Source organism: Cyclobacterium sp. 10D3-21 (assembly GCF_055809755.1).
This window is the reverse complement of record NZ_CM147924.1, coordinates 4,602,004-4,627,064: the sequence shown is the minus strand read 5'-3', so window position 1 is coordinate 4,627,064 and position 25,061 is coordinate 4,602,004. Positions and strand designations below refer to the sequence as shown.

Annotated in this window: 17 protein-coding genes; 6 read left to right on the top strand and 11 right to left on the bottom strand. The window is 39.8% G+C overall.

What is annotated here, in order from left to right; genetic code table 11:
- Window positions 1–600: 600 nt before the first annotated feature.
- The 5 genes from AC0L7T_RS17920 to AC0L7T_RS17900 form a co-directional block, all read right to left on the bottom strand.
- Window positions 601–1,623 (bottom strand): aldo/keto reductase, encoded by a 1,023-nt coding sequence (locus AC0L7T_RS17920; protein WP_473337176.1) that lies wholly within the window; start codon window positions 1,621–1,623, stop codon window positions 601–603.
- Window positions 1,624–1,634: 11 nt separating this feature from the next.
- Window positions 1,635–3,482 (bottom strand): TonB-dependent receptor, encoded by a 1,848-nt coding sequence (locus tag AC0L7T_RS17915; protein ID WP_473337174.1) that lies wholly within the window; start codon window positions 3,480–3,482, stop codon window positions 1,635–1,637.
- Window positions 3,472–3,909, bottom strand: a complete 438-nt coding sequence (locus AC0L7T_RS17910) for a phosphoribosyltransferase (protein ID WP_473337172.1) — start codon at window positions 3,907–3,909, stop codon at window positions 3,472–3,474. The genes AC0L7T_RS17915 and AC0L7T_RS17910 overlap by 11 nt, the downstream gene beginning before the upstream one ends.
- A 56-nt stretch (window positions 3,910–3,965) precedes the next feature.
- Entirely contained in the window at window positions 3,966–4,493 is a 528-nt protein-coding gene (locus AC0L7T_RS17905) for a hypothetical protein (protein WP_473337170.1), read from the bottom strand.
- Window positions 4,494–5,029: 536 nt separating this feature from the next.
- Window positions 5,030–7,321 (bottom strand): hybrid sensor histidine kinase/response regulator, encoded by a 2,292-nt coding sequence (locus AC0L7T_RS17900; protein ID WP_473337168.1) that lies wholly within the window; start codon window positions 7,319–7,321, stop codon window positions 5,030–5,032.
- Window positions 7,322–7,572: 251 nt separating this feature from the next.
- On the opposite strand from AC0L7T_RS17900, the gene AC0L7T_RS17895 reads away from it, so the two are divergent.
- Complete coding sequence (locus tag AC0L7T_RS17895) at window positions 7,573–7,767, top strand: hypothetical protein (RefSeq protein WP_473337165.1); 195 nt, start codon at window positions 7,573–7,575, stop codon at window positions 7,765–7,767.
- 306 nt (window positions 7,768–8,073) lie between these two features.
- Window positions 8,074–8,982 (top strand): NAD(P)/FAD-dependent oxidoreductase, encoded by a 909-nt coding sequence (locus AC0L7T_RS17890; RefSeq protein WP_473337163.1) that lies wholly within the window; start codon window positions 8,074–8,076, stop codon window positions 8,980–8,982.
- 137 nt (window positions 8,983–9,119) lie between these two features.
- Here the strand turns inward: AC0L7T_RS17890 and AC0L7T_RS17885 are convergent, their stop codons facing one another.
- From AC0L7T_RS17885 to AC0L7T_RS17875, 3 genes are all read right to left on the bottom strand, one after another.
- Complete coding sequence (locus tag AC0L7T_RS17885; protein WP_473337161.1) at window positions 9,120–11,534, bottom strand: hybrid sensor histidine kinase/response regulator; 2,415 nt, start codon at window positions 11,532–11,534, stop codon at window positions 9,120–9,122.
- Window positions 11,535–11,875: 341 nt separating this feature from the next.
- Window positions 11,876–12,517: a hypothetical protein gene (locus AC0L7T_RS17880; protein WP_473337159.1), complete on the bottom strand. Its 642-nt coding sequence runs from the start codon at window positions 12,515–12,517 to the stop codon at window positions 11,876–11,878.
- A gap of 258 nt (window positions 12,518–12,775) precedes the next feature.
- Window positions 12,776–14,236 (bottom strand): hypothetical protein, encoded by a 1,461-nt coding sequence (locus tag AC0L7T_RS17875; protein ID WP_473337157.1) that lies wholly within the window; start codon window positions 14,234–14,236, stop codon window positions 12,776–12,778.
- Window positions 14,237–14,786: 550 nt separating this feature from the next.
- Between AC0L7T_RS17875 and AC0L7T_RS17870 the strand changes: the two genes are divergently transcribed.
- Window positions 14,787–14,972 (top strand): hypothetical protein, encoded by a 186-nt coding sequence (locus AC0L7T_RS17870; RefSeq protein ID WP_473337155.1) that lies wholly within the window; start codon window positions 14,787–14,789, stop codon window positions 14,970–14,972.
- 567 nt (window positions 14,973–15,539) lie between these two features.
- On the opposite strand, the gene AC0L7T_RS17865 is transcribed toward AC0L7T_RS17870, so the two are convergent.
- The 3 genes from AC0L7T_RS17865 to AC0L7T_RS17855 form a co-directional block, all read right to left on the bottom strand.
- Window positions 15,540–15,713, bottom strand: coding sequence for a hypothetical protein (locus AC0L7T_RS17865; RefSeq protein ID WP_473337153.1), 174 nt, complete (start codon window positions 15,711–15,713; stop codon window positions 15,540–15,542).
- Window positions 15,714–16,441: 728 nt separating this feature from the next.
- Complete coding sequence (fdhD, locus tag AC0L7T_RS17860) at window positions 16,442–17,311, bottom strand: formate dehydrogenase accessory sulfurtransferase FdhD (protein WP_473337151.1); 870 nt, start codon at window positions 17,309–17,311, stop codon at window positions 16,442–16,444.
- On the bottom strand, window positions 17,295–19,580 hold the full coding sequence (locus tag AC0L7T_RS17855; RefSeq protein ID WP_473337148.1) for an FdhF/YdeP family oxidoreductase: 2,286 nt from the start codon (window positions 19,578–19,580) through the stop codon (window positions 17,295–17,297). Before AC0L7T_RS17855 ends, fdhD begins: the two co-directional genes overlap by 17 nt.
- Before the next feature lie 308 nt (window positions 19,581–19,888).
- On the opposite strand from AC0L7T_RS17855, the gene AC0L7T_RS17850 reads away from it, so the two are divergent.
- From AC0L7T_RS17850 to AC0L7T_RS17840, 3 genes are read left to right on the top strand one after another with little or no spacing between them, the layout of a single operon-like run.
- A complete protein-coding gene (locus tag AC0L7T_RS17850) occupies window positions 19,889–21,346 on the top strand; it encodes a sulfatase (protein ID WP_473337146.1) in 1,458 nt (485 codons plus the stop codon).
- A 14-nt stretch (window positions 21,347–21,360) separates the two neighbouring features.
- Window positions 21,361–22,872 carry an arylsulfatase gene (locus tag AC0L7T_RS17845; RefSeq protein ID WP_473337144.1) on the top strand — a complete coding sequence of 504 codons (1,512 nt, stop codon included), beginning with the start codon at window positions 21,361–21,363 and terminating at the stop codon, window positions 22,870–22,872.
- Entirely contained in the window at window positions 22,856–25,000 is a 2,145-nt protein-coding gene (locus AC0L7T_RS17840) for an outer membrane protein assembly factor BamB family protein (RefSeq protein WP_473337142.1), read from the top strand. Before AC0L7T_RS17845 ends, AC0L7T_RS17840 begins: the two co-directional genes overlap by 17 nt.
- The last annotated feature ends 61 nt before the right edge of the window (window positions 25,001–25,061 follow it).

Genomic DNA, 25,061 nt, shown 5'->3' with positions numbered 1-25,061 from the left:
AAATATCCCGAAGCAATCCCCGATCAGAAGAGATTGCTTCCTCGTACCTCCTCGCAATGACGGATTGCGTATGCATTGTCGTGTTTTCTTGTAATGAAGTATGGCGTTTACATCGTTACACTTTCTTGCAGTGAGGTTCACTCGTCATTGCGAGGGGTAGGATTACTTATTTCGGTTTATTAATGTGAAATATCCCGAAGCAACCCCATGATCAGAAGAGATTGCTTCGTCGTACCTCCTCGCAATGACGGATTGCGTATGCATTGTCGTGTTTTCTTGCAATGACGTATGGCGTTTACATCGTTGTACTTTCTAGCAGTGAGGTTCACTCGTCATTGCGAGGGGTAGGATTACTTATTTCGGTTTATTAATGTGAAATATCCCGAAGCAATCCCACGTCCAGAAGAGATTGCTTCACTCTGAAGTAGCCATTTTTAAATTGCCCCAAATGTTTTTGGCCTTTTCGATGGCCTTTTGTTGGATTGATTTGTCTCCGCCAATCTGCAGAATTATTACCCTTCCATCTACTACTAAATATTACGTTAAAAAGAACTGCAAAGATTTTGTAGGATTACCCATAGATGCTAATATCTACACCCCCTAAACCTTATAATACTCCACCGACTTTCCATCAAATCCGGAAACACGGCTTATTAGTTCCTGGCGTTTTTTCTCGTCAAAGGCTTTGAATTTTTTGGCGAAATCAATCTTTTCTGTGAGCATGTCGGCATGGTCGGCACCTGTCACCAATACACTGATGGGTAGGGACCAGGAGAAATAAATGGCTTCTTCTACTGTCAATACATTCGGGACAATGCGTGGCTTGTCGCCACTGTTGAAATGGGTGGTACCCCCAAAAAAACCACCATTGGCCAGGGTTTTCATGGCACAAGGAGCCATTCCTTTTTCTATTAATTTTGGCATCACATTGGTAATAAAGCTCTTGTAATTTGGATCAAAGGCATTGATGGGCATTTGGCAGGCTTCCAGTTCATCCGTGCTTTCCAACATTCTCAGGTGAGCATTGTAATCCGAGTGGCCCGAGAATCCTATATGCTTTACTTTTCCGCTTTCCTTAGCCTTCAAGACATAATCCAGGACCCCATTTTTTAACCTGCTGTCCACATCACCGGGACTGGTCACCGCATGAATCAGCCAAAGATCGATGTAGTCTGTTTTCATCCGACTAAGAGTGCCTTCAAGATGCTCCTGAGCAGTTTTTCCATCTCTTGCTGTTGACTTGCTTTGGATAAAGGCCAGGTCTCTGTATTTGGGTGTAAGAAATTGTCCATACCTTCTTTCCCCAGTTCCGCCTCCATAGGACTCTGCATTGTCGAAGAACCTTATGCCTCCTTCAAGTGCGCGTTCTATGGTTCTTTGCGCTTCACTTTCCTTCATGCGGGCAATATGGGCACCTCCCAATCCAAGCATGGTGACCGACAAACCAGATTTGCCAAATTTCCGCTTGGGAAGTAAATCTCCCAGCCTGTCCCGCATATAGGGACTGGGGATGGCTTTTCCTTCTGCATTGATACTGCTTAGGGGCAACATCATTCCGGCCGTCAATCCGGCCAATGATTTTAAGAATGCCCTTCTTTGGTTATTTTGCTTGTTATTTTCCATGATCGTTTGGGTTAGAATTTAAGATGGATGCCAGTCATTACATTTATTCCCGGCATAGGGAAACCTTTTTCGAGTTGATAAGCTGTGTTAAGGAGGTTTTTGCCTGTGACATAAGCTTTTATCTTGGGGCTTATGGCATACATTCCCCTAAGGTCCAATAAGGTGTAATTTTCATTTTTATCCGTTTCTAATAAGCTGTTTCGAAGTCCTCCAATGACGCGCATGGAGGGTATGATGGTGAATTTTTTCATTTGTAGATCAGCCTGAAAGCTCAGGTTGTGCCTTGGGGCAAACAAGATATTCTTGCTGGCATCCACATAGGCGTAATTGAGCATAACTTTCCAGGACCCCGAAGATTGGTAGCGAATTTGACTTTCCAGGCCTTTGTTTTGGAAGCTATCCGAATTCCTACCTATGGGAGGAGTGTCCATTGGGTTAATCTGAATTAGATTGCTGCCTTTGGCCAGAAATGCCATGAGCTCAAGGCTTAGTTTGCTATCCAGTAAGAGGGTTTGAAAACCTGCCTCATGGTTCCACAATTCTTCTGGTTTCAACAATTCATTGGAAGGTGGGAAAAGGAATAGGTCTACCACAGATGGGCTTCGAAAGGCTTTGGATGAGGAGGCTTTAAGTGTGAAATTCTTACCTGCCTGGTAGGCAATGCCAAAACCGGGAAGCAGCTTTTTTCCATACTGGGAATTACTGACTTGACGAAGGCCTGCATTGATGCTTGTTTTTTCTCCCAGCTCTTGTTGTGCTTGCAGATATAGGTCAGTCTCATGGATCGTATGTTGCGTTCCCAAGCCGGTTCGGGCGGGAGGAGGAAGCGTTTCATTGAAAGCCTTTCCACCAAAGCGCTTGTAATCTATGCCTACGGTAAGGACTTGCTTGGGGAGTAGACTAAGGTTTTGGTAAAAGGTAATGCCCTGATTTTGGTCTTTGGAGGAAAAGCCGGTTTGAAATTCATGGTCGCCAAAATTATGAAAGAGCAGCAATGCTCCGGAAATATTTCCCCAATCATTGCGCAGGGAAAGCGCAGCCCTGCCCCGCAAGTATTCTCGTTTGTCTTCTTCCGACGGGGCTGCAATAGGTCCCGGTTGGTAATAGGAGGCATCAGCCAATTGAAGGTCTCCGGAAAGTGAAAGGGCAGGAGAGAAGGCATAGCCGATTTTGAAGTAGCCTGTGGTATTTTCAAAGCTGTCTGCCGCATCGGCCCGAAAGCCAGAAGTGCTATTGCGGTTGATGGCCACCATGGAATGGAATTTGTCCTGCTTGTAAGCAGCATTGACAGTTCCCATAAAGGTTCCATAAGATCCATAGCCCAGATTGGCTGATCCCTGCCAGCCTTCTATGCTTGCTTTTCGGGTAATCAGATTGATGGCACCACCCATGGCATTGGAACCATAAAGAACCGATGCTGCTCCTCTCTGGATTTCCACTCGCTCTATATCGGAGGCACTGTAGGCATCTGCTATGGGGTGTGCAAAAATGCCCATGTACTGGGGCTGACCATCAATCAATACCAGCACCCTGTTATTGGGGGTTCCGCTAATTCCGCGAATGCTGATATTTCCTCCTGATCCCGGACCTACGCCAAAACCGGCAATGCCCCGGTCATTCAGTAGAAAGCCCGGCACCTGATAAGCCAGCAGGGGTAGCACGTTCAGTTCTCCTGAGCGTTCTATGGTTTCCCTGGAAATGGTGGATATTGAGGCTGCTACTTTACTTTTTTGCCGCGCTATTCTTGTGCCGGTGACTATTGCCTCATCCAGGGATATTATCAGGCTGTCGTTTTCCTGTGCCATCAGCGATGTGGCGCAACAAATAAACAAGAGTCCTATAATGCAACTAATTTTCATTAGTGAGGGATTTAGTGGTGGGGCTCCATGGCCAGTGAACACAAGTTTTAATGTCTGGAAAAAGAACAAAATCGGCTTTTCCTTTCAAGACAAAAGTGTTGACCGAATAATCCTTCAATGTTTTTTTTAACAGGGCTATGGTCTTTCCAGTAACGGCTACATCATCGACCAGTAGCACCCTGCTGCCTTTTGGAAAGGAAGCTTGAAATACTTCTAAAAATTCTGGTGATTCCCTATTGGGTTGATTTTTGTCGTCTCTATAGTTAACCGAAGCAATAAAAAGGGGGCGTTCAAGCTGATGGGCCACCAGGCTGGCAGGCACAATTCCACCTCTACCTATACCAACGATGATATCTGTCGGAGGAAAGGTGAACCCTGCCAGTGCTTTGCTTATCTTAACAAAAGAAACGGGTACTTTAGTATCCATGCTTGTTTGATTTTAGCCGCAGGTTTTATCTTAGGCCCTTGGGTATAATATATTATTTAATCCATTCCCTCTTGACTGGGGAGGAACTTCAAGCTTAGAATATTGATCACCAATAAAATCAAAATACCTGCCGTTGCATTGCTTAGTGAAGTGCTGAAAAATTGAAAAGGGGCAACTTCAAGCAGTGGAATTACAAGCAATAAAGTGGATGAAATTATTTTTGCTCCGGTATAGGCCATGGGAGCAGCAATCCATTTTAATCTCCCCTGAAGCAATACATTTGCCAGGAGGGTAAAAAAGACCAGTTCCACAGTAAGGATACCCATCAAGCCCCATTGTGGATTGCCGGTTATAAGAAAGTTTATCAGCGGTGCCAAAGCGGCAACGATAAGAGCCACACGAAGTCGATAAGCCACTAAAGCCACAAACGGGATGTAGAACATGGGTAACAAATAGGCGCCAATAGGAACACCATTAATAGGAGGGGCCAGGTGCACAAGGATTGGGAATACAATGGCTATAGGCAACAACCAGCCAGCTGTTTTCAAAGTAGACCTGTGGTCAGTTTTCAGGGTTATTTGCATGGTTTCTATGGGGTTTATTACAGATCATGGATAAAGCAACCATTGAATTTGTAGAAATCAAAAGTGCCCATCTTTAATCTGTTGATTTGTAGCATTAATTTAATGAATTCTTTTTGGTTCTCCAATACTGAAGAATTAATTACTGTGTAAAGACAAAAATACATGTAAAATTAATGGTTGGATTGTTGGTCACGGTAGCCTATGTGGGTGTATTTCTACCTGCTTTAAACGTTGGTTCAGTATTTAGTGAACGTGAGCAAGGAATTTATTCCTCGATTTAGGTCTATGAGCATACAGGTCTTGTTCTTGGGTATCTTTTTATAGCAAAATACCAAAAGGATAGGGATGTTGTACAATTCACAAATACTACTGATTTTAAAGGGTACAACTGGAATTTATCGGAAATTCTATACCTCCGTATGGTGAAAAGGCTATAAAGGCAAAAAAGCGTCTGGCACAGGAACATGTCATCAGGTTAAACATCCAGACCTTTGAGTTTAATGATACACAAGTATTAATTTACACAACACCTTTTATTATATAACAGGCATCTCTATCTCTTGTAAATAAATCGCTTTTTTGATTTTATTGTAAAGTTCATCCTTAATCACCGGCTTGGTCATGTAATCGTCCATGCCCAGTTCAAAGACCTTGATCTTGGCTTCTTCAGTAACGTTAGCGGTTACTGCGATTATCGGTACATTGCTTATTGCTGACCCACAAACTCCGGCACGAATGGCCTTGGTCGCCTCAAAACCATCCATTACTGGCATTTGTAAATCCATTAATATTATGTCAAAAGGTTTTAGCTTAAGCAATTCCACTGCCTCTAGTCCATTATTGGTTACCGCGACATTTGCATTTGACCAACCACTCATTATCTTTTTCAACACCAATTGGTTGATGATATTGTCTTCTACGATCAATACACTTTTGTTCTCCAGGTCATAAATACCCGACTTCGCAAAATCAAAAGGGTCTTTTCCCTCACCGTTTATAGGTAGGGTATTGTTTAACTCCAGGCTAACCTTTGTTCCTACTCCTTCTACACTTTGAATGTCTATTTTGCCTTTGTGCAAATCTACCAATGCCCTTACAATACAAAGTCCCAGGCCAAAACCACCAAACTTCCGCTTATTATCATTCTGTCCCTGAATAAAGGAGACGAAAATGCTCTTCAATTTTTCCTCTTTTATTCCCACACCGGTATCCGTCACTTCCACCTTTAATAGCACCTTATCCTTAGGTAGCACTACCGCCTCTACTTTGAAGCCTATTTTGCCATTTAAAGTAAATTTCAAAGCGTTTTTTAGTACGTTTTGGATCAGTTGTTCTGTTCTTCTTCTATCGCCAATCAAAAGCTCTGGAAGTGTACCGACCACCTCGAATGTGAATTCGAGATCTTTGTCACGAGCTTGTTTTTCAAAAGAAGCGGCGATTTGATTTACCAATTTTTTCAAATCGAAGGGCATTTCCTCCAAGCTCAATTCCCCTTTTTCAATTTTCGAATAATCCAGGATGTCATCAATGGATCCCAGCAGGCCCAAGGAAGAATATTGGATTACATCCAGGTTTGAATTTATCGTTGTGTCCTTACTACTCTCTCGGATAGATTGGGTTAAACTAATAATGGCATTAAGCGGTGTCCTTAGCTCGTGGCTGATATTAGAAAGAAAAAATGATTTGATTTCATTGGATTCTTCGGACTTCTGCAAGGCCGTCTCTCTGAGTTTTCCTTTTTCTGATTTTAACAACCTGATACGGTTAGACATGGCTAGAGATAGAAAAATAACTTCCATACCCGTTCCGATTTTAGAACCATTTTCTGTAAAAAAGGAATTGGGAATTAAATTGAAATTATGGAAGATCAGAATAAAAAATCCTACAGTAAAACTAAACATGGCAATGGTGAAAAAGAAATCAATTTTTTCACCTTTTGCATAACTCCTCAAAACAGTAGTGACCAAAAGCATAAGGAAACTAAGTGAATTTACTGCTGGATAATAGATAGTCTTTCCATTGGGAAATAATACTATGCATCCTAAAAGCAATACCAAGACTCCTATTAGAAATTTAATACTTTTATCCAATGTTCGGCTCCATTTTTTTACACCGGTATAAATCTGTACATACCGGCTAAATGCTATCCCTGAAAGAGTGGCAGCAATCAATATCCCATTTTTGTTAAGCCAACCCGATGCCGGATCGATGTATTCGAAAAAGTAGCCATCAAATGACATGTGTAGCAGACCTATAGAAATCACATAAATACTGTATAATAGGAAACTTTTTTCTCCTATCCCAAAATAAAAAAACAAATATACGGCTCCTGCCAAAATCAAAATTCCATAAAATATCCCATGAAACAATTGGTTTTGATAGGAGCTTATTACGAGACTTGTTGGGGTATACAATTTCAATGGAAGGTTGATAACTTCTCCATCACTTTGGTAATTAATATAAATTTTATAGGTTTCTCCAGGTTTCAAATCCAGGGGAAAAATAATTCCTCTGTGAGGAAAGCTTTTTTCTTTAAAAGGGATCAGGTCGCCATTTCTAAAAACCTTGACAGGCTCCCGTTCTGATACCATATAAAGATCCACATGATCGGTAATTGGTCTTCCTGTTTCAAAAAAATAATGAAGCAGGTCTTCTGTGGTGTTTTCAATGGTAAACCTCAACCAAAATTCACTTTCCGTAAAGCCAAGGTTGGTTGATGGGCCTTCGATTGATTTAAATTTCAGGTTCTTTTCCTGAGCCAAAAATTCCTCAAAACTATAATGGCTGTCGCCAACGTTTGTTATTTCCGCATATTCATGAAGTGACACGGAATAGTGTGCATCTTGATCCTTTGCCTGAAATGGTTTTAATCCATAGGAAAATGTATTAACAGAATAAAAAAAATGTTATTAACAAAAAAAGTTAATTTTTATGACGTGAATCATCTTAAATCGAATTAAATGAGTCGTAAATTCAGCTAAAATACAGTCATAACCTACTAATTTTTTTTATTCCAATAGGTCTTTCTTATATAGGTCAGTGATCAAAGTAGTGTTTTTATTAGCAAAAAACTTCGGTTTTGACAAGGTTCATAATCATGGGGCAGCTTGTCAGGATTGGAGCAGCTGTAGGTATCGCATGTTTTTTGGATGGTAAACTTCTTATTGGAGATTCAGGAGGGGCAGGAGAATTTGGCTATTTTTCGCTTATAATTAACCAAGAGACGAAGCGAATTTACCAGTTTTATGAAAATTTTTCTTTGCCAGATACTTAAATCCAGATTCTAAGACATCGGTAAAAAGTAACCATAATTGGCTAACTTTTCCTTATGATTTGATATTGCCTATAGGATATGGAATTCAAAAATCTCCTTTTGTTGTTGGTGCTTTCTTACTGTTGTAAAGGCAAGTGGGAATTCCTATGAATATATTGCAACATAGTTGCATTAGTATTTATTTTGTTTACATTTGTCGAAGGCATAGAGCAAAAGTGGGAAGGAAGATATATTAAAACCCGTTTGAATGCTAATTACTTCTATGCTTGTATGTTTACCCGGTTTTCTTTCAAAAAATTCAAACATATGAAACCTACAAAAGATTTTGAAGTAATCATCATTGGCGGTAGTTATTCAGGACTTTCCGCAGCAATGGCTTTGGGCCGTTCCCTTAGGAATATTTTAATCATAGATGCCGGAACACCATGCAACCGTCAAACACCATATTCCCATAATTTTTTAACACAGGATGGGAGCACCCCACAGGAAATCACGGAAATTTCCAGAAAGCAGGTGGCCAAATATGAAACTGTAAAGTTTTACGAAGGATTGGCAATTGGTGGTAAAAAAGTTGCTGAAGGATTTGATATTACAACAAATCGGGGAGATACTTTTTACACAAAAAAACTAATACTTGCAACAGGAATAAAAGACCTAATGCCTGGAATAGAAGGTTTTGCCCAATGCTGGGGCATATCAGTTGTGCATTGCCCTTATTGTCACGGCTATGAAATAAGAAATAAAAAAACAGCCATAATGGCCAATGGGGACATTGCTATTCATCTCTCTTCATTGGTCAACAACCTAAGCAAGGACATAACGATACTTACTGCAGGTGATAAAACATTTGATGATCAACAGACGCATAAATTAAGTAAGCATGGCATTAAAATACTAGAAAAAGAGATTTCAGCTATTGAGCATGAAGCTGGATATATGAAAAACATTCAGTTTAAGGATGGAAGTAAGGAGACATTTGATGCCGCTTATGCCGCCATTCCATTTGAACAAAATGCTATACCTGTTGAATTGGGTTGCAAACTTACAGAACACGGGCACATAGAAGTGGATCCAATGGGAAAAACTTCTGTGGATGGGGTTTTAGCCTGTGGGGATAACAGTTCTATGATCCGTTCCGTGGCCATGGCTGTATACAGTGGAAACATGGTAGGTGCTGTTATCAATCACGAGCTAACCCAGGAAGGATTTTTATAGGATTGGAGGATTTATTGGCAATTTAAAAGCTGAATTTCTTTTTTTGGAACCTGAATGGCACTTATTTTTTCAATTGAAATCCATAGCTGACTAAAATGAATGCTTTAAAGTTTGCCTTTTTTGTTCAAAACCTTCGCTTATTTATGGGGCATTTCAGGATCTCCTAAATAAATCGCTTTTTTGATTTTATTGTAAAGTTCTTCTTTATTAATCGGTTTGGTCATATAATCATCCATGCCCACTTCCAAAACCCTGAACCTGGCCTTTTGTGTCACATCAGCGGTAACCGCAATAATCGGCACTTTGCTCAAGGATGTCCCAGCTGCTCCGGCACGAATGGCCGTTGTGGCCTCGTACCCATCCATTACAGGCATTTGTAAATCCATCAAAACCACATCAAAAGGTTTGACCTTTAGCAAGTCGATTGCCTCTTGCCCATTATTTGCGATCTCAAAACTTGAGTTTTTCCAATTGCCTATTAAAACTTTCAACACCATTTGATTGAGTGCATTGTCTTCTACGATCAGTATCCTTTTGTTTTCCAGATCAAATACACCTGATTTTGCGTAATCAAACGAATTGGCTCCATCTCTGTTTTTTGGAAGGGTTTTGTTTATCTGTAGGCTCACCGTAGTACCAACCCCTTCTTCACTTTGAACCTCTATTTTTCCCTGATGCAAATCTACCAAGGCTTTTACAATACATAGTCCCAGCCCTAAACCTCCAAATTTTCGTTTATCGTCATTCTGCCCTTGCGTAAAGGACGCGAAAATGCTTTCCAGCTTTTTCTCTTTAATTCCAACACCGGTGTCTGTCACCTGTATATTTAACAAAACCTGTTCATTAGGCATCTCAATGGCTTCTACTTTGAAGCCGATTTTACCTTTTAGGGTAAATTTTAAAGCATTTTTGAGCAGGTTTTGAATTATTTGCTCCATTCTTCTTTTGTCCCCAATCAAAAGCTCCGGAAGGTTACCAACCTCTTCAAATATAAATTCGAGCCCATTGTCCTTTGCTTGTCTTTCAAAGGTGGCAGCAAGTTGATGTACCATTTTTTTCAAATCAAATGGTAATTCCTCCAACCTTAATTCCCCTTTTTCAATTTTAGAATAATCCAGAACATCATCAATGGCTCCAAGTAAACCCATGGATGAATATTGGATTACATCCAGGTTTGAATTTATTGATTCTTCCTTATTTATTTCCCTAATTGACTGCGTCAAACCTATAATGGCGTTTAAGGGCGTTCTTAATTCATGACTAATATTAGAAAGAAAATAAGATTTAATTTCATTGGATTCCTTTGACTTCTGCAAGGCAATTTCCTGAAGTTTTCCTTTTTCTGATTTTAGAAGCCTGATTCGATTAGACATGGCCAATGAGAGAAAGATTATTTCAAAACCAGTACCTATTTTAGAACCGTTTTCTGTAAAAAAGGAATTAGGGATCAAACTGAAATTGTTGAAAATCAGGATGAAAAAACCTACGGTAAAACTAAAGATGGCTAAGGTGAAAAAGAAATCCAGTTTTTGGCCTTTTACATAACTGAGCAAAACAGTAGTAATCAAAACCAACAACAATAGGAAACTAAGCAAATTTACGGCAGGATAATAGATCGCCTTTCCATTGGGAATAAATACTACACAGATTAAAAGAATCACTAAGGCACTCAGCAAGAGATTTAACACTTTGTTTGACCCTTTGCTCCATTTCTGTACATTGGTATAAATCTGTGCATACCTGCCAAAAGCCATTGCTGAGAGGGTGGCAGTAATGAGTATGGCGTTTTTGTTGAGCCAGCCCGATGCTGGATTGATGTATTGAAAGAAATAACCATCTAATGACATGTGAAGCAAAGCCACAGAAAGCACATAGACACTGTATAAAAGAAAACTTTTTTCTCCAATCCCAAAATAAAAAAAAAGGTAAACTGCTCCAGCCAATAGTAAAATCCCATAAAATAAACCATGAAACAACTGTTTTTGATAGGAACTTTGTACCAGACTTGTTGGGGTATGTAATTCCAGTGGCAGGTTGATTACCTCTCCATCACTTTGGTAATGTACATACACTTGATAAATTTTACCGGGTTTTAAATCCAGCTGAAAAATAATTTTTCGGTGTGCGAAGCTTTTTTCTTTAAAAGGGATCAGATCCCCATTGTTCAGTACTTTAACGGGTTCCCCCTCTGTTACTAAATAAAGGTCCACATGGTCTGTGATTGGTCTTCCTGTCTCCAGAAAATAATGAAGTAGGTCCTCAGATGTGTTTTTAATGGAAAGCCTTAACCAATAGTTGCTTTCTGTAAAGCCAAGATTGGTAGATGGCCCTTCGATTGGTTTAAATTTGAGGGTGTTCTCCTGATCCAAAAACTCTTCAAAGGTGAAATAAATGTCCCCTACATTTGTGATTTCCGCATATTCATAAAGGGAAACAGCAAGATTTGCATGCTGATCCTTGGCCTGGAATGGTCTTGATACATAAGAAAATGAATCAAAAGAATAAAAAAATGCAATTAGTCCTAAAAAAATGAGCTTAATGATGTTATTCATAGTTTAAGCAATATAAATATTGGTAAAAGTACGACCAAAAATATTAATTAACCAATGGTTTTATATTTTTACATAAAGGTGCATTTTGTTGTAAGTACCATTAATTCAGTAGTATGAGGGTATTCCTCACCTTACCGGACTTAGGGTTCAAAAACGATAATTAGTCGGGCAAGGTTATAAGTATTCCAAATTCCATGAGGAACGAAGAGGCAGGAGTAAACTATACCTGAATGGGTAGGAGGAAATTGATATGTTATTTCAAATTAAAAAATAAAGAGGTGTAGTTTTTAACTACACCTCTTTATTTTAATTGCTAGTTTCATTCTATTCTCTTCTATATGTTATTTAACATAAGAGATTCTTCTTGAAGCTTTTCTCATAAGTACATTGATTAAATCCTCTGTTGAGCTTCCCATCGATCCAGAAACGGCCTTATTGTAATTTATCAAAAGCTCCCCCTGTTGTGCATTGAAAATTGACATGTTAACTATGGCCTTATTGGTAGAACCATAAAATCCCACTAACACCCCTAAAGCTAACGAAGCACCTTCTGACATGGGTTTAGTGGTTTCAAAGGTTCCCATAATAACCGCATCAACACCAATGATTTGAGCCAACTCTTCGGGTGTATAATCTACCAGATTTTCTGTAAATATTCCATTTCTTCTTAATAAGGCATTGGTGGTGTTGGTGTCTTGAACCTTTACCTTTAATTTATTCTGTTTTTCACGCTTAAGGAACCAAGAATACATGGCTGATTGAATACTTAAACCTTCGGATTCTTCCATTTTCGCCAACTGTTCGGTACTAATATCTTTCATTTGTTTAGGCCTTAAGTTTACAGAAGCACTAAAGGGAACTATCGCAATGATTTCATGTCCTGCTGTTAGTTGATCAAAATCCGGATTTTCATAAAAATGGGTTTGCGCCGGTGCCACAAATGATAAGCAAACCATAAAAATAAACATAAAAATTCTTTTCATTTCAGTACAATTAAATAGTTTAAGATAATTTTTAAAAAGATGTCATAACCAAAATTCAAGCTTACACACTTTAAATTTTGGGTGATGTTAAATAATTTTGGACAAATATGTAGTATTATTTTAGTTAAAACAATTTAATAGATAATGTTTGTAAATCAGGAAGTGAATTACCTATTCTATGGGATAGAGAGGAGTAGTTACAAACGACGCCTGAATGGGGTAGAGCCAATCCACTTGATTTTCAAATGACTCACTGATTTATAATATATCAAAGGAATATAGCGTCCCATCCTTTAGCGTAAACCGAAGTCGTACCATTTCCCCTTTTAAGTCACTTAATTTTTTATTGCCCCAGCGAATCCCGATGTTTAGCCCCGACCCTGTAAAAGGAGTACATTCATCAGCAGTCCAGCCCTCCAGTGGTTCATCACGAATTGCTGAACGCACCTCAACCCGAATTTCTCCCCCTGCATCGGCATTGATGAATAAGTCGCCATCCACCTCAAAAGGGCGTGTAAGAATTCTGCCGAGCGTACCTGCTTGTGAGCGAGCACCGAATAATCGATCCACTTTAGTAGTGGCAATGCCAATGGCTGGGCTACCAGGGCTGTCATGATTTGACTTGTTGCCAGAATAGTAAAACAGCATTTCATCCCCTTTAATGACGGGTTCTGAAATACGTATTTGTCCCGCATCCCACTCATTTTCCTTACCCAAATTTAAAGGACTCTTTTGGGCATTGGCAGGTAATCGGTACCATTGATAGGCATCATCACTCCAGACCAATTCTGCAGTGACTTTTTCTGTTTTTCCAGGGGCGTAGAGTTGAAGAAATCCAAAGAATAAATCCCCCCTTCTAATAACAGTGATACCATAAAAATCGGTCACATCTCCTTCTTCAGGAACCATTACCGTGCGTTCATGCGTCCAATTCACCAAGTCTTCGCTTTCCACGACCGCAATGCGCCGTCTATTTACCTGTTTTATGCCTTCACCTGCATAGGCTTTTGGACGCACAAACACAAACCATCTATTGCGCACTTCATCAAATACAAAATTGTTTCGGGTATCACTGTGGTACCAGACCGCAGGATTTTTAAATGAACTATTGAAAGTCTTTCCATCAGCAGAATAAGATACAAATACACCTCCAGCCTCATTGTGGATAGCAACAAATCTATTCTCAGCTGCATTTGATAAAGGATTAAACTCAACATCTATGTCCTGGGTTTTCTCCCTTCCTAATTTGACCAAGTTTGTTTTTTTATAGGAAGCATCTTTCCGATCAAATACGTTTAAAATTGGTTTTTCCCATTTGATGCCATCCTTTGACTCTGCGTAAGCAATATTGTAGGAGAAAGGAAGTTTGCTATAATAAGAGGCAGAATCCCATACACTGTACCACAGTTTGTACAATTGATCTTGTGGATCAAATAAAACTTTCCCACCCAATAAAGGCCCTGATCCTTCCCAGGAATGTTCTTTCACAACAACTGGATTCCCTGCGTATTTTTCAAGTGGAACAACAAAACGCTCAACCATCCATCGGTCCTCAATTATTCGGTCGTCTATAACAAAATAGGGGCCTTTAGCAGGAAGCTTGTCTAGTTGTTTGTCCGATATGCGCTTTTCCCAAGGTTCCAAATTACTTTTTTGACCAAAAACTTCCGTCAAAGCAAAAAGGCTTAATGCCAAACATCCTATTTTATACAAATACATATTCACCCTTATTAAGTCTTTTAGATAAAATGAAAATACAGTTATAATAAACAACAATAAAATCAATATTTCTGCATACAAGTAGGATAAATCATTCTTTTTATTTGATTTTATGTTAGCTCTTTTGCCTTATGCCTTATTTTGTTTGCCAAGCTAGTTGACCTTATTATAAAGCTATATAAATAAATATAGGTATTTATTCTGGCAACAAAAGCTACCAGATTGTGCATTAAAACATGAGCAGCGTTCTGTTAAAATTTATGTTGAAATTCAGGTGTTCCAATGGTCAAAAAGTCCATTTTATGTCAAATCGACTTTAAAATTCAGTCAGATTGTCATTCTTCAATTGCGCTTCAATTATTTAAAACAACAATCAAATTTATGGCACAAGGTTTGGAGAATTGCTTTTAGCCATATAAAAAATAAAAGTTCGGAATGATAACATTATTGAGTGGTAAACGTAATATTATTCACTATTACGGGATCATACTTGGTTAATGAAAGGTTTTGATTATTTGGGTTTTATCGTCATAATTTTAATTCAATTGTTATGGAGACTTCTTATTTAGATTATTACAAAAGGATTATTAAAAATGTGCGTTTTGATTTGGGTAGGTTAAAAAACGAACTTAACAAAGCCAATCAAATCTTAACACAGCAAGAAAGAGATGCCTTAAAGAAGTGGATGCTTCGCAATGGGCTTTATTCTGAAAAACTGAAAGGAAATGCCTTCTAGTAAAGAAGGCGGTGCTTTATTTTAAAAATCCGAGCTCTGAGACCAAGTGATAACACTGTTATGGTGATAAAAAAATAGTATCCAATAGATAAATTTGATGCCACTCCATCAAAAAATATAATGGCAAGAGAAATTTTGGGCTTAATCCAACCAAAGGAAGAGAAAGTAGTTGGTCATTTCAAGCCTACTTTCCCTTCTTTTTTTCTTTCAGGAGGAGGAAAATGTTTTTTGATTATTTGATTTATTGCCATAGAGATTTTTCTTATCCTATTTTAAGAAGAGAGGATAGCGCCTATTATTCATCCTCAATTTTACTTGAGACCATTGCCGCCAATTTCCATTTACCTTTTACCTTGTGCAGGTTCCCTACTTCATAGCTCTTGTATTTTTCGCCATCGAACGTTATGTTTTGTATATAAACTACAAAAGCCTGTTTTCCATTAACCGAAAAATCAAAATCAGAGGTCTATAAGGTAGCTTTTATTAGATTGGAATTGTTTTCCATATCATCCTTCGTAGACTTGCTAATCTCTTCCCAGTTGTTGGATCTATAACCTGCATTTGTTACTAAAAAGGATACTTCGTTTTTAGAATCCCAATGAGCCGCCCCCGCATCATAATATGATTCATATAGGCCGTGGTTTTGGCAGTTAGCACATTTTTTATGGATGCCTCCTCTGGTGTTTGTGCATAAATCATGGTCACAAGGAACATAAGGAAAATTGTGAGTGTAGTTTTCATGTTTTTTGTTTTTGAATTGAATTATTTCATTTATAGGATACTGGTCCGAACACCTGTTTTTTACAGGTCCTTAAAGACAGGTCGATAGGTTGGCATTCACTTTGTTTTTGACGCAAATAATTCAATAGTAGGAATTAAGGCAGGGACATCCAGAATAAAGTCCATTATTGCACTTTTCGACATCGCTATCATTATCCAGTCAGATCAAACTAAATATTATAAAATTTGTTTAATAAAATATTTTATTCATTTTATATCAAAAATATAGGAGTAATATTTTGCAATATAAATGAATCACCAAATAAAAAAGAATAAAGCCCCTCAAATTTATAGTAAAACTATTTAGCATAAAGGAAAGGTAGATACGGAAATAAGAAATATAGATAACTAAGTTCCTCATCACAATCTGAATTTTGGAGGTAGGGTTTAGAAATTAGATATTATGGATTCGCTCTTAAATAAGATGGTTAAAATTTCAAAAAAAATATGTATATTCATGTTTACTATTGAATCCAAGTAATCAGAGACAATAGATAATGGTAATGATATAAATTCAAGGACCCTATTTATTTTTTTAAGATTAAAAATCGGATAGTCAGTATCAAAAAAATGCAGAAAAAATACCCTGATCACGGTATTTTTAATCTTCCCAACATTTGTACCTTTGAAACAGGTGATAAATACACTTTTCAAGATGGAATTTTTCCATTGTAAATGGTGGGTAATTTTTAAATTATTTTTTTACCCACTATTTTAATTCTTTCTTCGCCGCTATAAATATTGAAGCTTTCTTTTTTTAAAAATCCAATCAATGTCATCCGTTTGTCCTTGGCAAGTGCTACTGCTAAATGGGTAGGAGGCCCGAAAGCCAATACCACAGGAATGCCTGCATTGATGGCTTTTTGAGCCATTTCATAGCTTACCCTGCCACTTAACAAGACAATTTTATCTTTGCCTAAATCAATTTTGGCTTTCAAGCTAGCGCCAATAAGCTTATCCAAAGCATTGTGACGCCCAATGTCTTCCCTAAGCAGTAATAACTCTCCACTATGATCATACAAGGCTGCTGCATGCAGTCCACCGGTATATTTGAACGCTGTTTGGGAGGACTGTAAGTTTTCAGGAATGGCCAGTATGGTTGCAGGATTAATCTGCCATTTTTCATCCAATGGCAAAGCACCGTTTTCACATTTCACGGCTTCAATGGCTGTTTTTCCACAAACACCGCAACTTGAGTTGGTGTAAAAGTTCCGCCCAAGTTTCTTGAGGTCTATGGCATGGCCTTCTACAAATTTGATGATCAATACATTGCCTTTTTCCTCTGGTTTCACTTTTTGACAATACCGCATCAACAAGATGTCCTTGTCACTTTCGACAATTCCTTCTGCAAATAAAAAGCCCAGGGCCAAGTCAAAATCATTTCCCGGACTCCTCATGGTGACCAGCAAATCCTTTTTGTGCCATTCCCCATTGTGCTCAAATTCCAGACGGATTTGCAAGGGCTCTTCCACGGCAATCAAGTCTTGCAACTCTGATATTTCAGAATTGCTGTACTTGTGTATCCTGCTAAAACTTACCAGACTATTCGTCGCTCCCATTGTCCACTTTTTCCAAAAATACTTCTATATATTTAGAGGCAGGGCAATGGCTTTCTTCTGAATTATTCCCCAATGCTACCAGTACATTTCCTTCAGGGAAATAAACGGAAAGGCATCCTGGAGAGATGTCATAGGGTACCACCTGAAATCCTTCAAGAATCCGCTTTTCTCCCTCAAAAATACTTGTCAACTTCACCAGATCCCCAGCTTTGCATCCATACTGATTCATGTCCTCTTTATTCATCATCACTACTTCACGGCTGTTGCTTATTCCCCTGTATCGGTCGTCATAGCCATAGATGGTGGTGTTGAATTGGTCGTGACTCCTAACCGTCATTAATATAAAAGGAGTCTCAGGATTTTTGTTAAAGTTGACAGGGTTTATGGTTAGTCGGGCTTTTTTGTCAGGAGTATTGAAATTCCTTTCTCTTGCACCATTGGGCAGGTAAAATCCGCCTGCTACTTTTACTCTCTCATTATAGCCTTCAAACCCAGGTATGACTTCGGCTATCTTATCCCGAATTAGGCTGTAATCTTGGCTCATTCCTTCCCAGTCGGTAGCGTTTTCTTTACCCAATACCGCTCTGGCCATGTCGCAAACAATGGCCACTTCACTTTTTAAATCAGGGGAAACAGGCTTAAGGTCACCGTGCGACCTTCTAACCCTCCCCGCAGTATCCTCCGTACTGACAAACTGAGCACCATGGCTGCTGAGGTCTTCCTCTGTTCTGCCAAGGCAGGGTAGAATTAGGGCTGTCTTGCCATGGATAAGATGGCTTCTATTGAGTTTGGTGGAAACATGAAAGGTAAGCGCACATTGCTTCAATCCCTCAAAAACTTTCACCGTATCAGGAGCAGCCAGGGCAAAATTACCTCCCATACCCATAAAAACTTTGCCCTTACCATCGACCATGGCCTGAATGGCCCCTACGGCATGCACCCCATCTTTGGTTGGCGGTTTAAAATTGAAAGCATTCCCAAGTCGCTGCATAAAGCTTTCAGGCATTTTTTCCCAAACCCCCATGGTGCGGTCACCTTGTACATTACTGTGGCCCCTTACCGGCAAGGTGCCAGCACCAGGTTTACCTATGGCTCCTTTTAATAAAAGGATGTTCACAATTTCCCGGATGGTATTTTCCGCATTTCTATGTTGGGTGATGCCCATCGCCCAGGCGATGATAATGTTCTTCTTTTCTATAAGAAGTGAAGCCGCTTCCCTAATTTGCTTTTCAGGAACACCACTTTCTAAAATCATTTCAGGGAGATCTGTTTCGGCTATATGTTGACAAAGGGCTTCAATTCCTACCGTTTTTTCGGTAATAAAAGCAGTATCAAACACTTTTCCAGGAGCTTTTTCTTCTGCCTCTAAAAGCATTTTAAGCAAGGCTTTTAATAAAGGAAGATCCCCATTGACTTTTACCTGCAAGTGAAGGTCATGAATGGAAGTTGGCTTTCCGATCCATTCCCAGGGTTTTTGTGGATGGCGGAATTGTAACAAGCCAGTTTCCGGCAAAGGGTTTACTGAAATGATCTTTCCTTCATTATTTTTTAATTCCTCCATTGCTGTCAGCATTCTGGGCGCATTGGTTCCTGGATTTTGCCCCATCACGATCAATAAATCTGCTTTAGGAATGTCATTGAGCACTACAGAAGCTTTACCAATTCCTACGGTGTCTGTTAGGGCTTTACCTGATGCCTCATGGCACATATTGGAACAATCTGGCAGGTTGTTGGTACCAAATTGCCTGACAAAACACTGGTAAAGAAAGGCGGCTTCATTACTTGTGCGACCTGAAGTATAGAATATGGCCTGATCTGGATGGTCAAGGGCATGAAGTTGCGTTGCAATAAGGGAAAAAGCAGCTTCCCAGGTAATAGGGGAGTAATGGGAATCACCCGCCTTCAATACCATAGGCTGGGTAAGCCTGCCTTGTTTTTCCAGCCAATGATCAGATTTTTCCAATAAATCATTGATGCTATATTGCTCGAAAAAAGTAGATTCAATTGTGTTTGCACTTCCTTCCCAGGCAACAGCCTTGGCTCCATTTTCACAATACTCAGCAATTTTGGAAACTTTATCGGCATCAGGGTCTGGCCAGGCACAGCTCGGACAATCAAAGCCATTGGGTTGGTTAAGTTTAAACAGTGTTTTAACCCCTTTACCCACATGTGTTTCCTCCCAAATGCGATAAGCAACGGTCTGTATGGATTTTAGCCCTGCGGCTGTTTCTGCAGGAAGACTGATTTTAACTTTTCTTTTTGGAAGCATCGGCATTTTTGAAAATCTCAGGGGAGTTTGAAATTTATTTATTACAAGGTAAAAAGAATTATAATTTTAAGCTAAAACGAAGTGAATTGTTCAAAATGGGGCTACTTTTCTCAATCCCTTTAAAATATCTATGGTTTTTTATTATTACCGATACTTCCATTTATTATTACAGGATTTTACCACTTAAGAAAAGTATGTTTTTATTTACATGATTAACCTTTATATTTAAATTGCTTAAATCTGAATTTAATTAATAATTAACCTACCCAATGACTCCAAAACTGTTTCCAGTCCTTTGTATAATTTTTATGATTTTCTTTCAGTCCTGTGGAACGGATGTTCAAGAGAAAAAACCTTATAATATTTTATTTATTGCCATTGATGACCTTAGGCCTGAACTGGGGGTTTACGGAAATGACATCATCAAAACGCCCAATCTGGATGCCATAGGTAATTCAGGGACAATTTTTGAAAACCATTATGTTCAGGTGCCTACCTGTGGTGCTTCGCGTTGTAGTATATTGACAGGGATGCTTCCAAGTAGCAGGGAGCATCTGAAAAATTCAGCCATTGAAAAAATGATGGCCGATGTGCCTGAAGGAGAACGACCGGAAAGTTTTGTTCATCACCTGAAAAGAAATGGTTACTATACGGTAGGAATAGGCAAAATCAGTCATTCAATAGAAGGACTAGTATATGGTTATGAAGAAAGCCATGTAGGAGCTAAGGCGGAAATGCCTTTCAGCTGGAATGAGATGCTTTTCGATGCAGGGAAGTGGGGGAATGGCTGGAATGCTTTCTTCGGTTATGCAGATGGCTCCAACAGACAAGGTAAAAAGAAACAGGTCAAACCTTACGAGGCAGGAGAGGTGTCTGATGAAGGCTACCCAGATGGCCTTTCTACCCAATTGGCTATAAAAAAGCTCAGGGAATTGGCCGAAAAAGAGGAGCCATTCTTTATGGGCTTGGGTTTATTTAAACCACACCTGCCTTTTACCTCACCAAAAAAATATTGGGATTTATATGAGCGTGAGGATATTCCCTTATCGCCTTCCCCTGATATTCCTGAAAACATTGATTTGAGCAGTTTACAAAAAAGTGGTGAGTTCAATCAATATGCGCTGGGAGAAGAAAAAGCAGGCTTAGACCACCAATTGTCAGATGAATATGCCAGAAAGCTAAAGCATGCTTATTATGCAGCAGTGAGTTATAGTGATGCATTAGTAGGCAAAGTAATGGCTGAATTAGAAGTGCTAGGACTGGCTGAGAATACCATAATTGTGGTTTGGGGAGATCATGGCTGGCACCTGGGAGACCAAAGGGTGTGGGGCAAGCATACCATTTTTGAAACAGCAGTAAGAAGCCCATTGATAATCAAAGTTCCTGGTATAGCTGCCCGCAGAATTTCTTCGAATATGCCTGTCAGCAGTATTGATCTTTATCCAACATTAATGGAACTAACCGATATCCCTACTAATTTCCCATTGGATGGACAAAGTTTGTTGCCATTGATTAAAGAGGGGAAAGATGAGAACAGAGAAGCGCTTGCTTTTAGCTATTTTAATAACGGCATTTCTATGCGAACAGACAAGTATCGCTTGATGAAATATTTTAGAGAGGAAATGCCAATAGTTGAATTGTATGACCACGTCAATGATCCTTTGGAAACAAAAAATATAGCTACTGAGCAGCCTGAATTGGTTGAGCAGCTCTTGGCTCAATTAGAAAAAGGAGACACTGGACTGTATTCGGAAAAGAACAATTAATCATAAAAGCCAAAATGAAATTTATTCAGAATCGCCTACCCATTTATACGCTACTTTCGACCATTTTTTTAATGGCTGCAGTATCTTGTACCAAAAGCAAGGAAGAAGAAGTCGTTGAAAAGCCAAATATCATTTATATTCTTGCTGATGACCTCGGCTATGGAGACCTGAGCTTTTTAGGCCAGACCAAATTTAAAACGCCAAATATTGATAAGCTGGCAGCCGATGGAATGGTTTTTACCCAGCATTACGCAGGTACCACAGTTTGCGCACCCTCGAGATCGGCACTGATGACGGGATTACATACCGGTCATACTCAAGTAAGAGGTAACAGGGGTTTAAACGGAGGCCAGTTCCCATTAAAAGCAGGAACACAAACCTTGGCGACCTTATTGAAAGAGGCTGGATATGCAACCGGTGCTTTCGGGAAATGGGGCTTAGGTTATCCAGGATCGGTGGGAGAACCACTAAATCAGGGTTTTGATGTGTTTTTCGGTTTTAACAGTCAGACAATTGCCCATAATTATTATCCTAGAGAGTTGTGGGACAATGATAAAATTATAACACTTGAAGGCAATCAAGGGACAGCGCAAGGGCAATACGCACCAAACCTTATTCAGGAACAACGATTGGCCTTTATTGAGAAGAATAAAGACAATCCTTTCTTTATGTTTGTCCCGACCATAATCCCTCATGCAGAGCTTTTTGCTCCTAAAAAATACATGGAAAAATTCCTTACCAAAACAAATCCTGAACCACCTTATCAATATGAAAGTAAACTGGGGCCTGAAACCTATTATAATGGGGTAGATGATCCCGAACACCCACGGTACAAGGAGGGCGGTTACGGTTCTCAGCCTTATCCTCACGCTGCTTTTGCTGCCATGGTAACTTTATTGGATGATTATGTTGGACAGATAGTTAGCAAATTGGAGGAATTGGCTCTTCTGGACAATACAATTGTTATTTTCACATCAGATAATGGCCCACACCTGGAAGGAGGAGCAGATCCTGATTATTTCAATAGCAATGGACCGTTTCAGGGATACAAGAGAGACTTGCATGAAGGGGGTATTCATGTGCCAATGGTTGTAAGTTGGCCTGCAAAAGTTAAAAAAGGAAGTGAAACCGATCATATAAGTGCCTTTTGGGACATTTTGCCTACATTTTCTGACATTGTAGGAATTGAAACGGTAGGGACCTTGGATGGCATTTCATTCCTTCCCACCCTTTTAGGAGCCGATGACCAACCTACTCATTCTCACCTTTATTGGGAGTTTCATGAACAGGGAGGTAAACAAGCGGTGAGAAAAGGCAAGTGGAAAGGAATTAAATTGGACGTATTAAAAGGAAATGAAACGATTCAACTTTATGATTTGGAGCAGGATCCTGGAGAAACCAAGGATTTGGCGGCAGACTTTCCTGTAGTGGTGAAAGAATTAAAAGGCTTGATGCAAAGCTCCAGAAATGAAGACCCTGAATGGCCATTTGAAGTGAAAATTGAAAAGAATGATAAGAACAACTAATATTATTCTCGTTTTAATTTGCCTTGTTGCATTCTTTTCTTGTTCCCAGGAAAACAATTCCTCCAAAGCAAAAGATTACCGAACCTGGGAGCATTATCGTGCTTCAAAAACAGCCGCTCAGTTCTCAGGGTTGGACCAGATAAACAAAGAGAATGTTCATCTCTTAAAACCCGCATGGACCTTTCATACGGGAGACAGTAAGGAAAGAACTCCTATGGAATGTAACCCTATGATCATAGGTGATATTATGTATGTGAGCTCACCCCAGCTGGATTTGATAGCATTGGATGCTGAAAAGGGCAAGGAGCTTTGGCGCTTTGACCCTGAGGTTTACGGTCAGTCAGGGGGGGTAAACCGAGGGTTTTTCCACTACAAAGAAAGAGAGGATTTACGTATTTTTATGGCGGTTGGGCATTACCTTTTTGCCATAGATGGTCATTCAGGAGAATTGGTCACCGAATTTGGGGAAGCAGGTAAGCTTGATTTGCGCAAAAACCTAGGCGTTGATCCCGAATCTCTATCGATCTCTTTGAGTACACCAGGACTTGTTTTTCAAGATTTGATAATAATCGGTTCTGCAACAGGGGAGGGCTACGATGCTTCTCCAGGACATATAAGGGCCTATAATGCCAAAACAGGAGCCTTTAAATGGATCTTTCACACCATTCCAAAAGAAGGTGAGTTTGGACATGATACCTGGCGTTGGCAGGAAGGTGAAAATTATGGAGGTGCCAATAACTGGGGAGGATTGAGTTTGGATGAAGACCAGGGCTGGGTGTATGTTTCTACAGGTTCTCCAGCTTATGATTTTTATGGTGGCAATAGGTTAGGAGAAAACCTTTTCGGTAATGCCATAGTTGCCCTTGATGCAGCTACAGGAGAAAGAAAATGGCATTATCAGGCAGTTACCCATGATATTTGGGATTATGACCTGCCTTGTGCTGCTACTTTAGTAGATATACCGACGGAAAATGGTATTGTGAAAGCACTGGTACAGCCAACGAAGATGGGAGAACTGATCCTACTGGACAGACTTACAGGAAAGTCCTTAATGGACATGGAAATAAAAACTGCCCCACCTTCCTATGTGCCAGGTGAAGTAGCTCATCCCACCCAAAAATTTAACCAGGGAATAACTGTTGTCAGGCAAGGTTTAGACAGCGCAACGTTGACAAATATTTCCGCTGAAGCCAATGCTTATGCCAAAAAAGAGTTTAAAAAATACCGCAATGAAGGCTTGTATACTCCTCCAAGTTTAGAAGGTACCCTTACCAATCCAGCCACAAGAGGCGGCATGATTTGGGGTGGAGCCTCTTACGACCCTGTCAACCAAATGCTCTATGTGAATGCCAATGAAATCCCCATGATTTTACAGCTCCGTAACATTTCTGAAAATCAGGATGGAGAGGGTGAAATTAGTAGGCATTCTGGAAAAAGCACCTATTTGTCCAATTGCTCCAACTGCCATGGTGCAGACCAGCAGGGCTTGGGAGAGGCATTTCCCTCTCTAAAAGGGGTAAAGGAAAGACATACCAGAGAATCTTTAGCTAAAATAATCACGCATGGAAATGGTTTGATGCCTGCATTTCAGGGCTTTGATAAAGACAAATTATCTGCTTTGATGGATTATCTGCTCGAGGTAGCCGCACCTTCAGACCCAATTCATGATATAAAAGAGGAAGCTGGTGCCACAGATCGGTATGTCCTGCAAGGCTTTCGACTTTTTACAGATGAAGAAGGCTTTCCTGGTAGTAAACCACCTTGGGGTACTTTGAACGCTATCGATTTGAAAACCAAAACGATTAAATGGAAGGTGCCTCTGGGGGAATACCCAAAATTAAGAGAACGGGGAGTGCCTGCGACAGGCACCCAAAATTTTGGTGGTTGTGTAGCTACAGCAGGAGGATTGGTTTTTATGGGAGGGACACCTGATGAAATGTTCAGGGCTTTTGATGCTGCTACAGGAGAGATTTTATGGGAATACAAACTCCCTTTTGGAGGCTATGCCGTACCTGCTGTCTATGAAGTTGGAGGAAGGCAATATGTAGTAATAGCAGCTGGAGGAGCGAATAGATTGGGTACCCCAGCAGGAGATGCCTATGTGGCTTTTGCCCTGCCTGAAATGTAAAGTTTATTGGGTATTAGGCCTGTTGCTTATTCCCCTAATAATTCCACATCGAGGGGGGAAT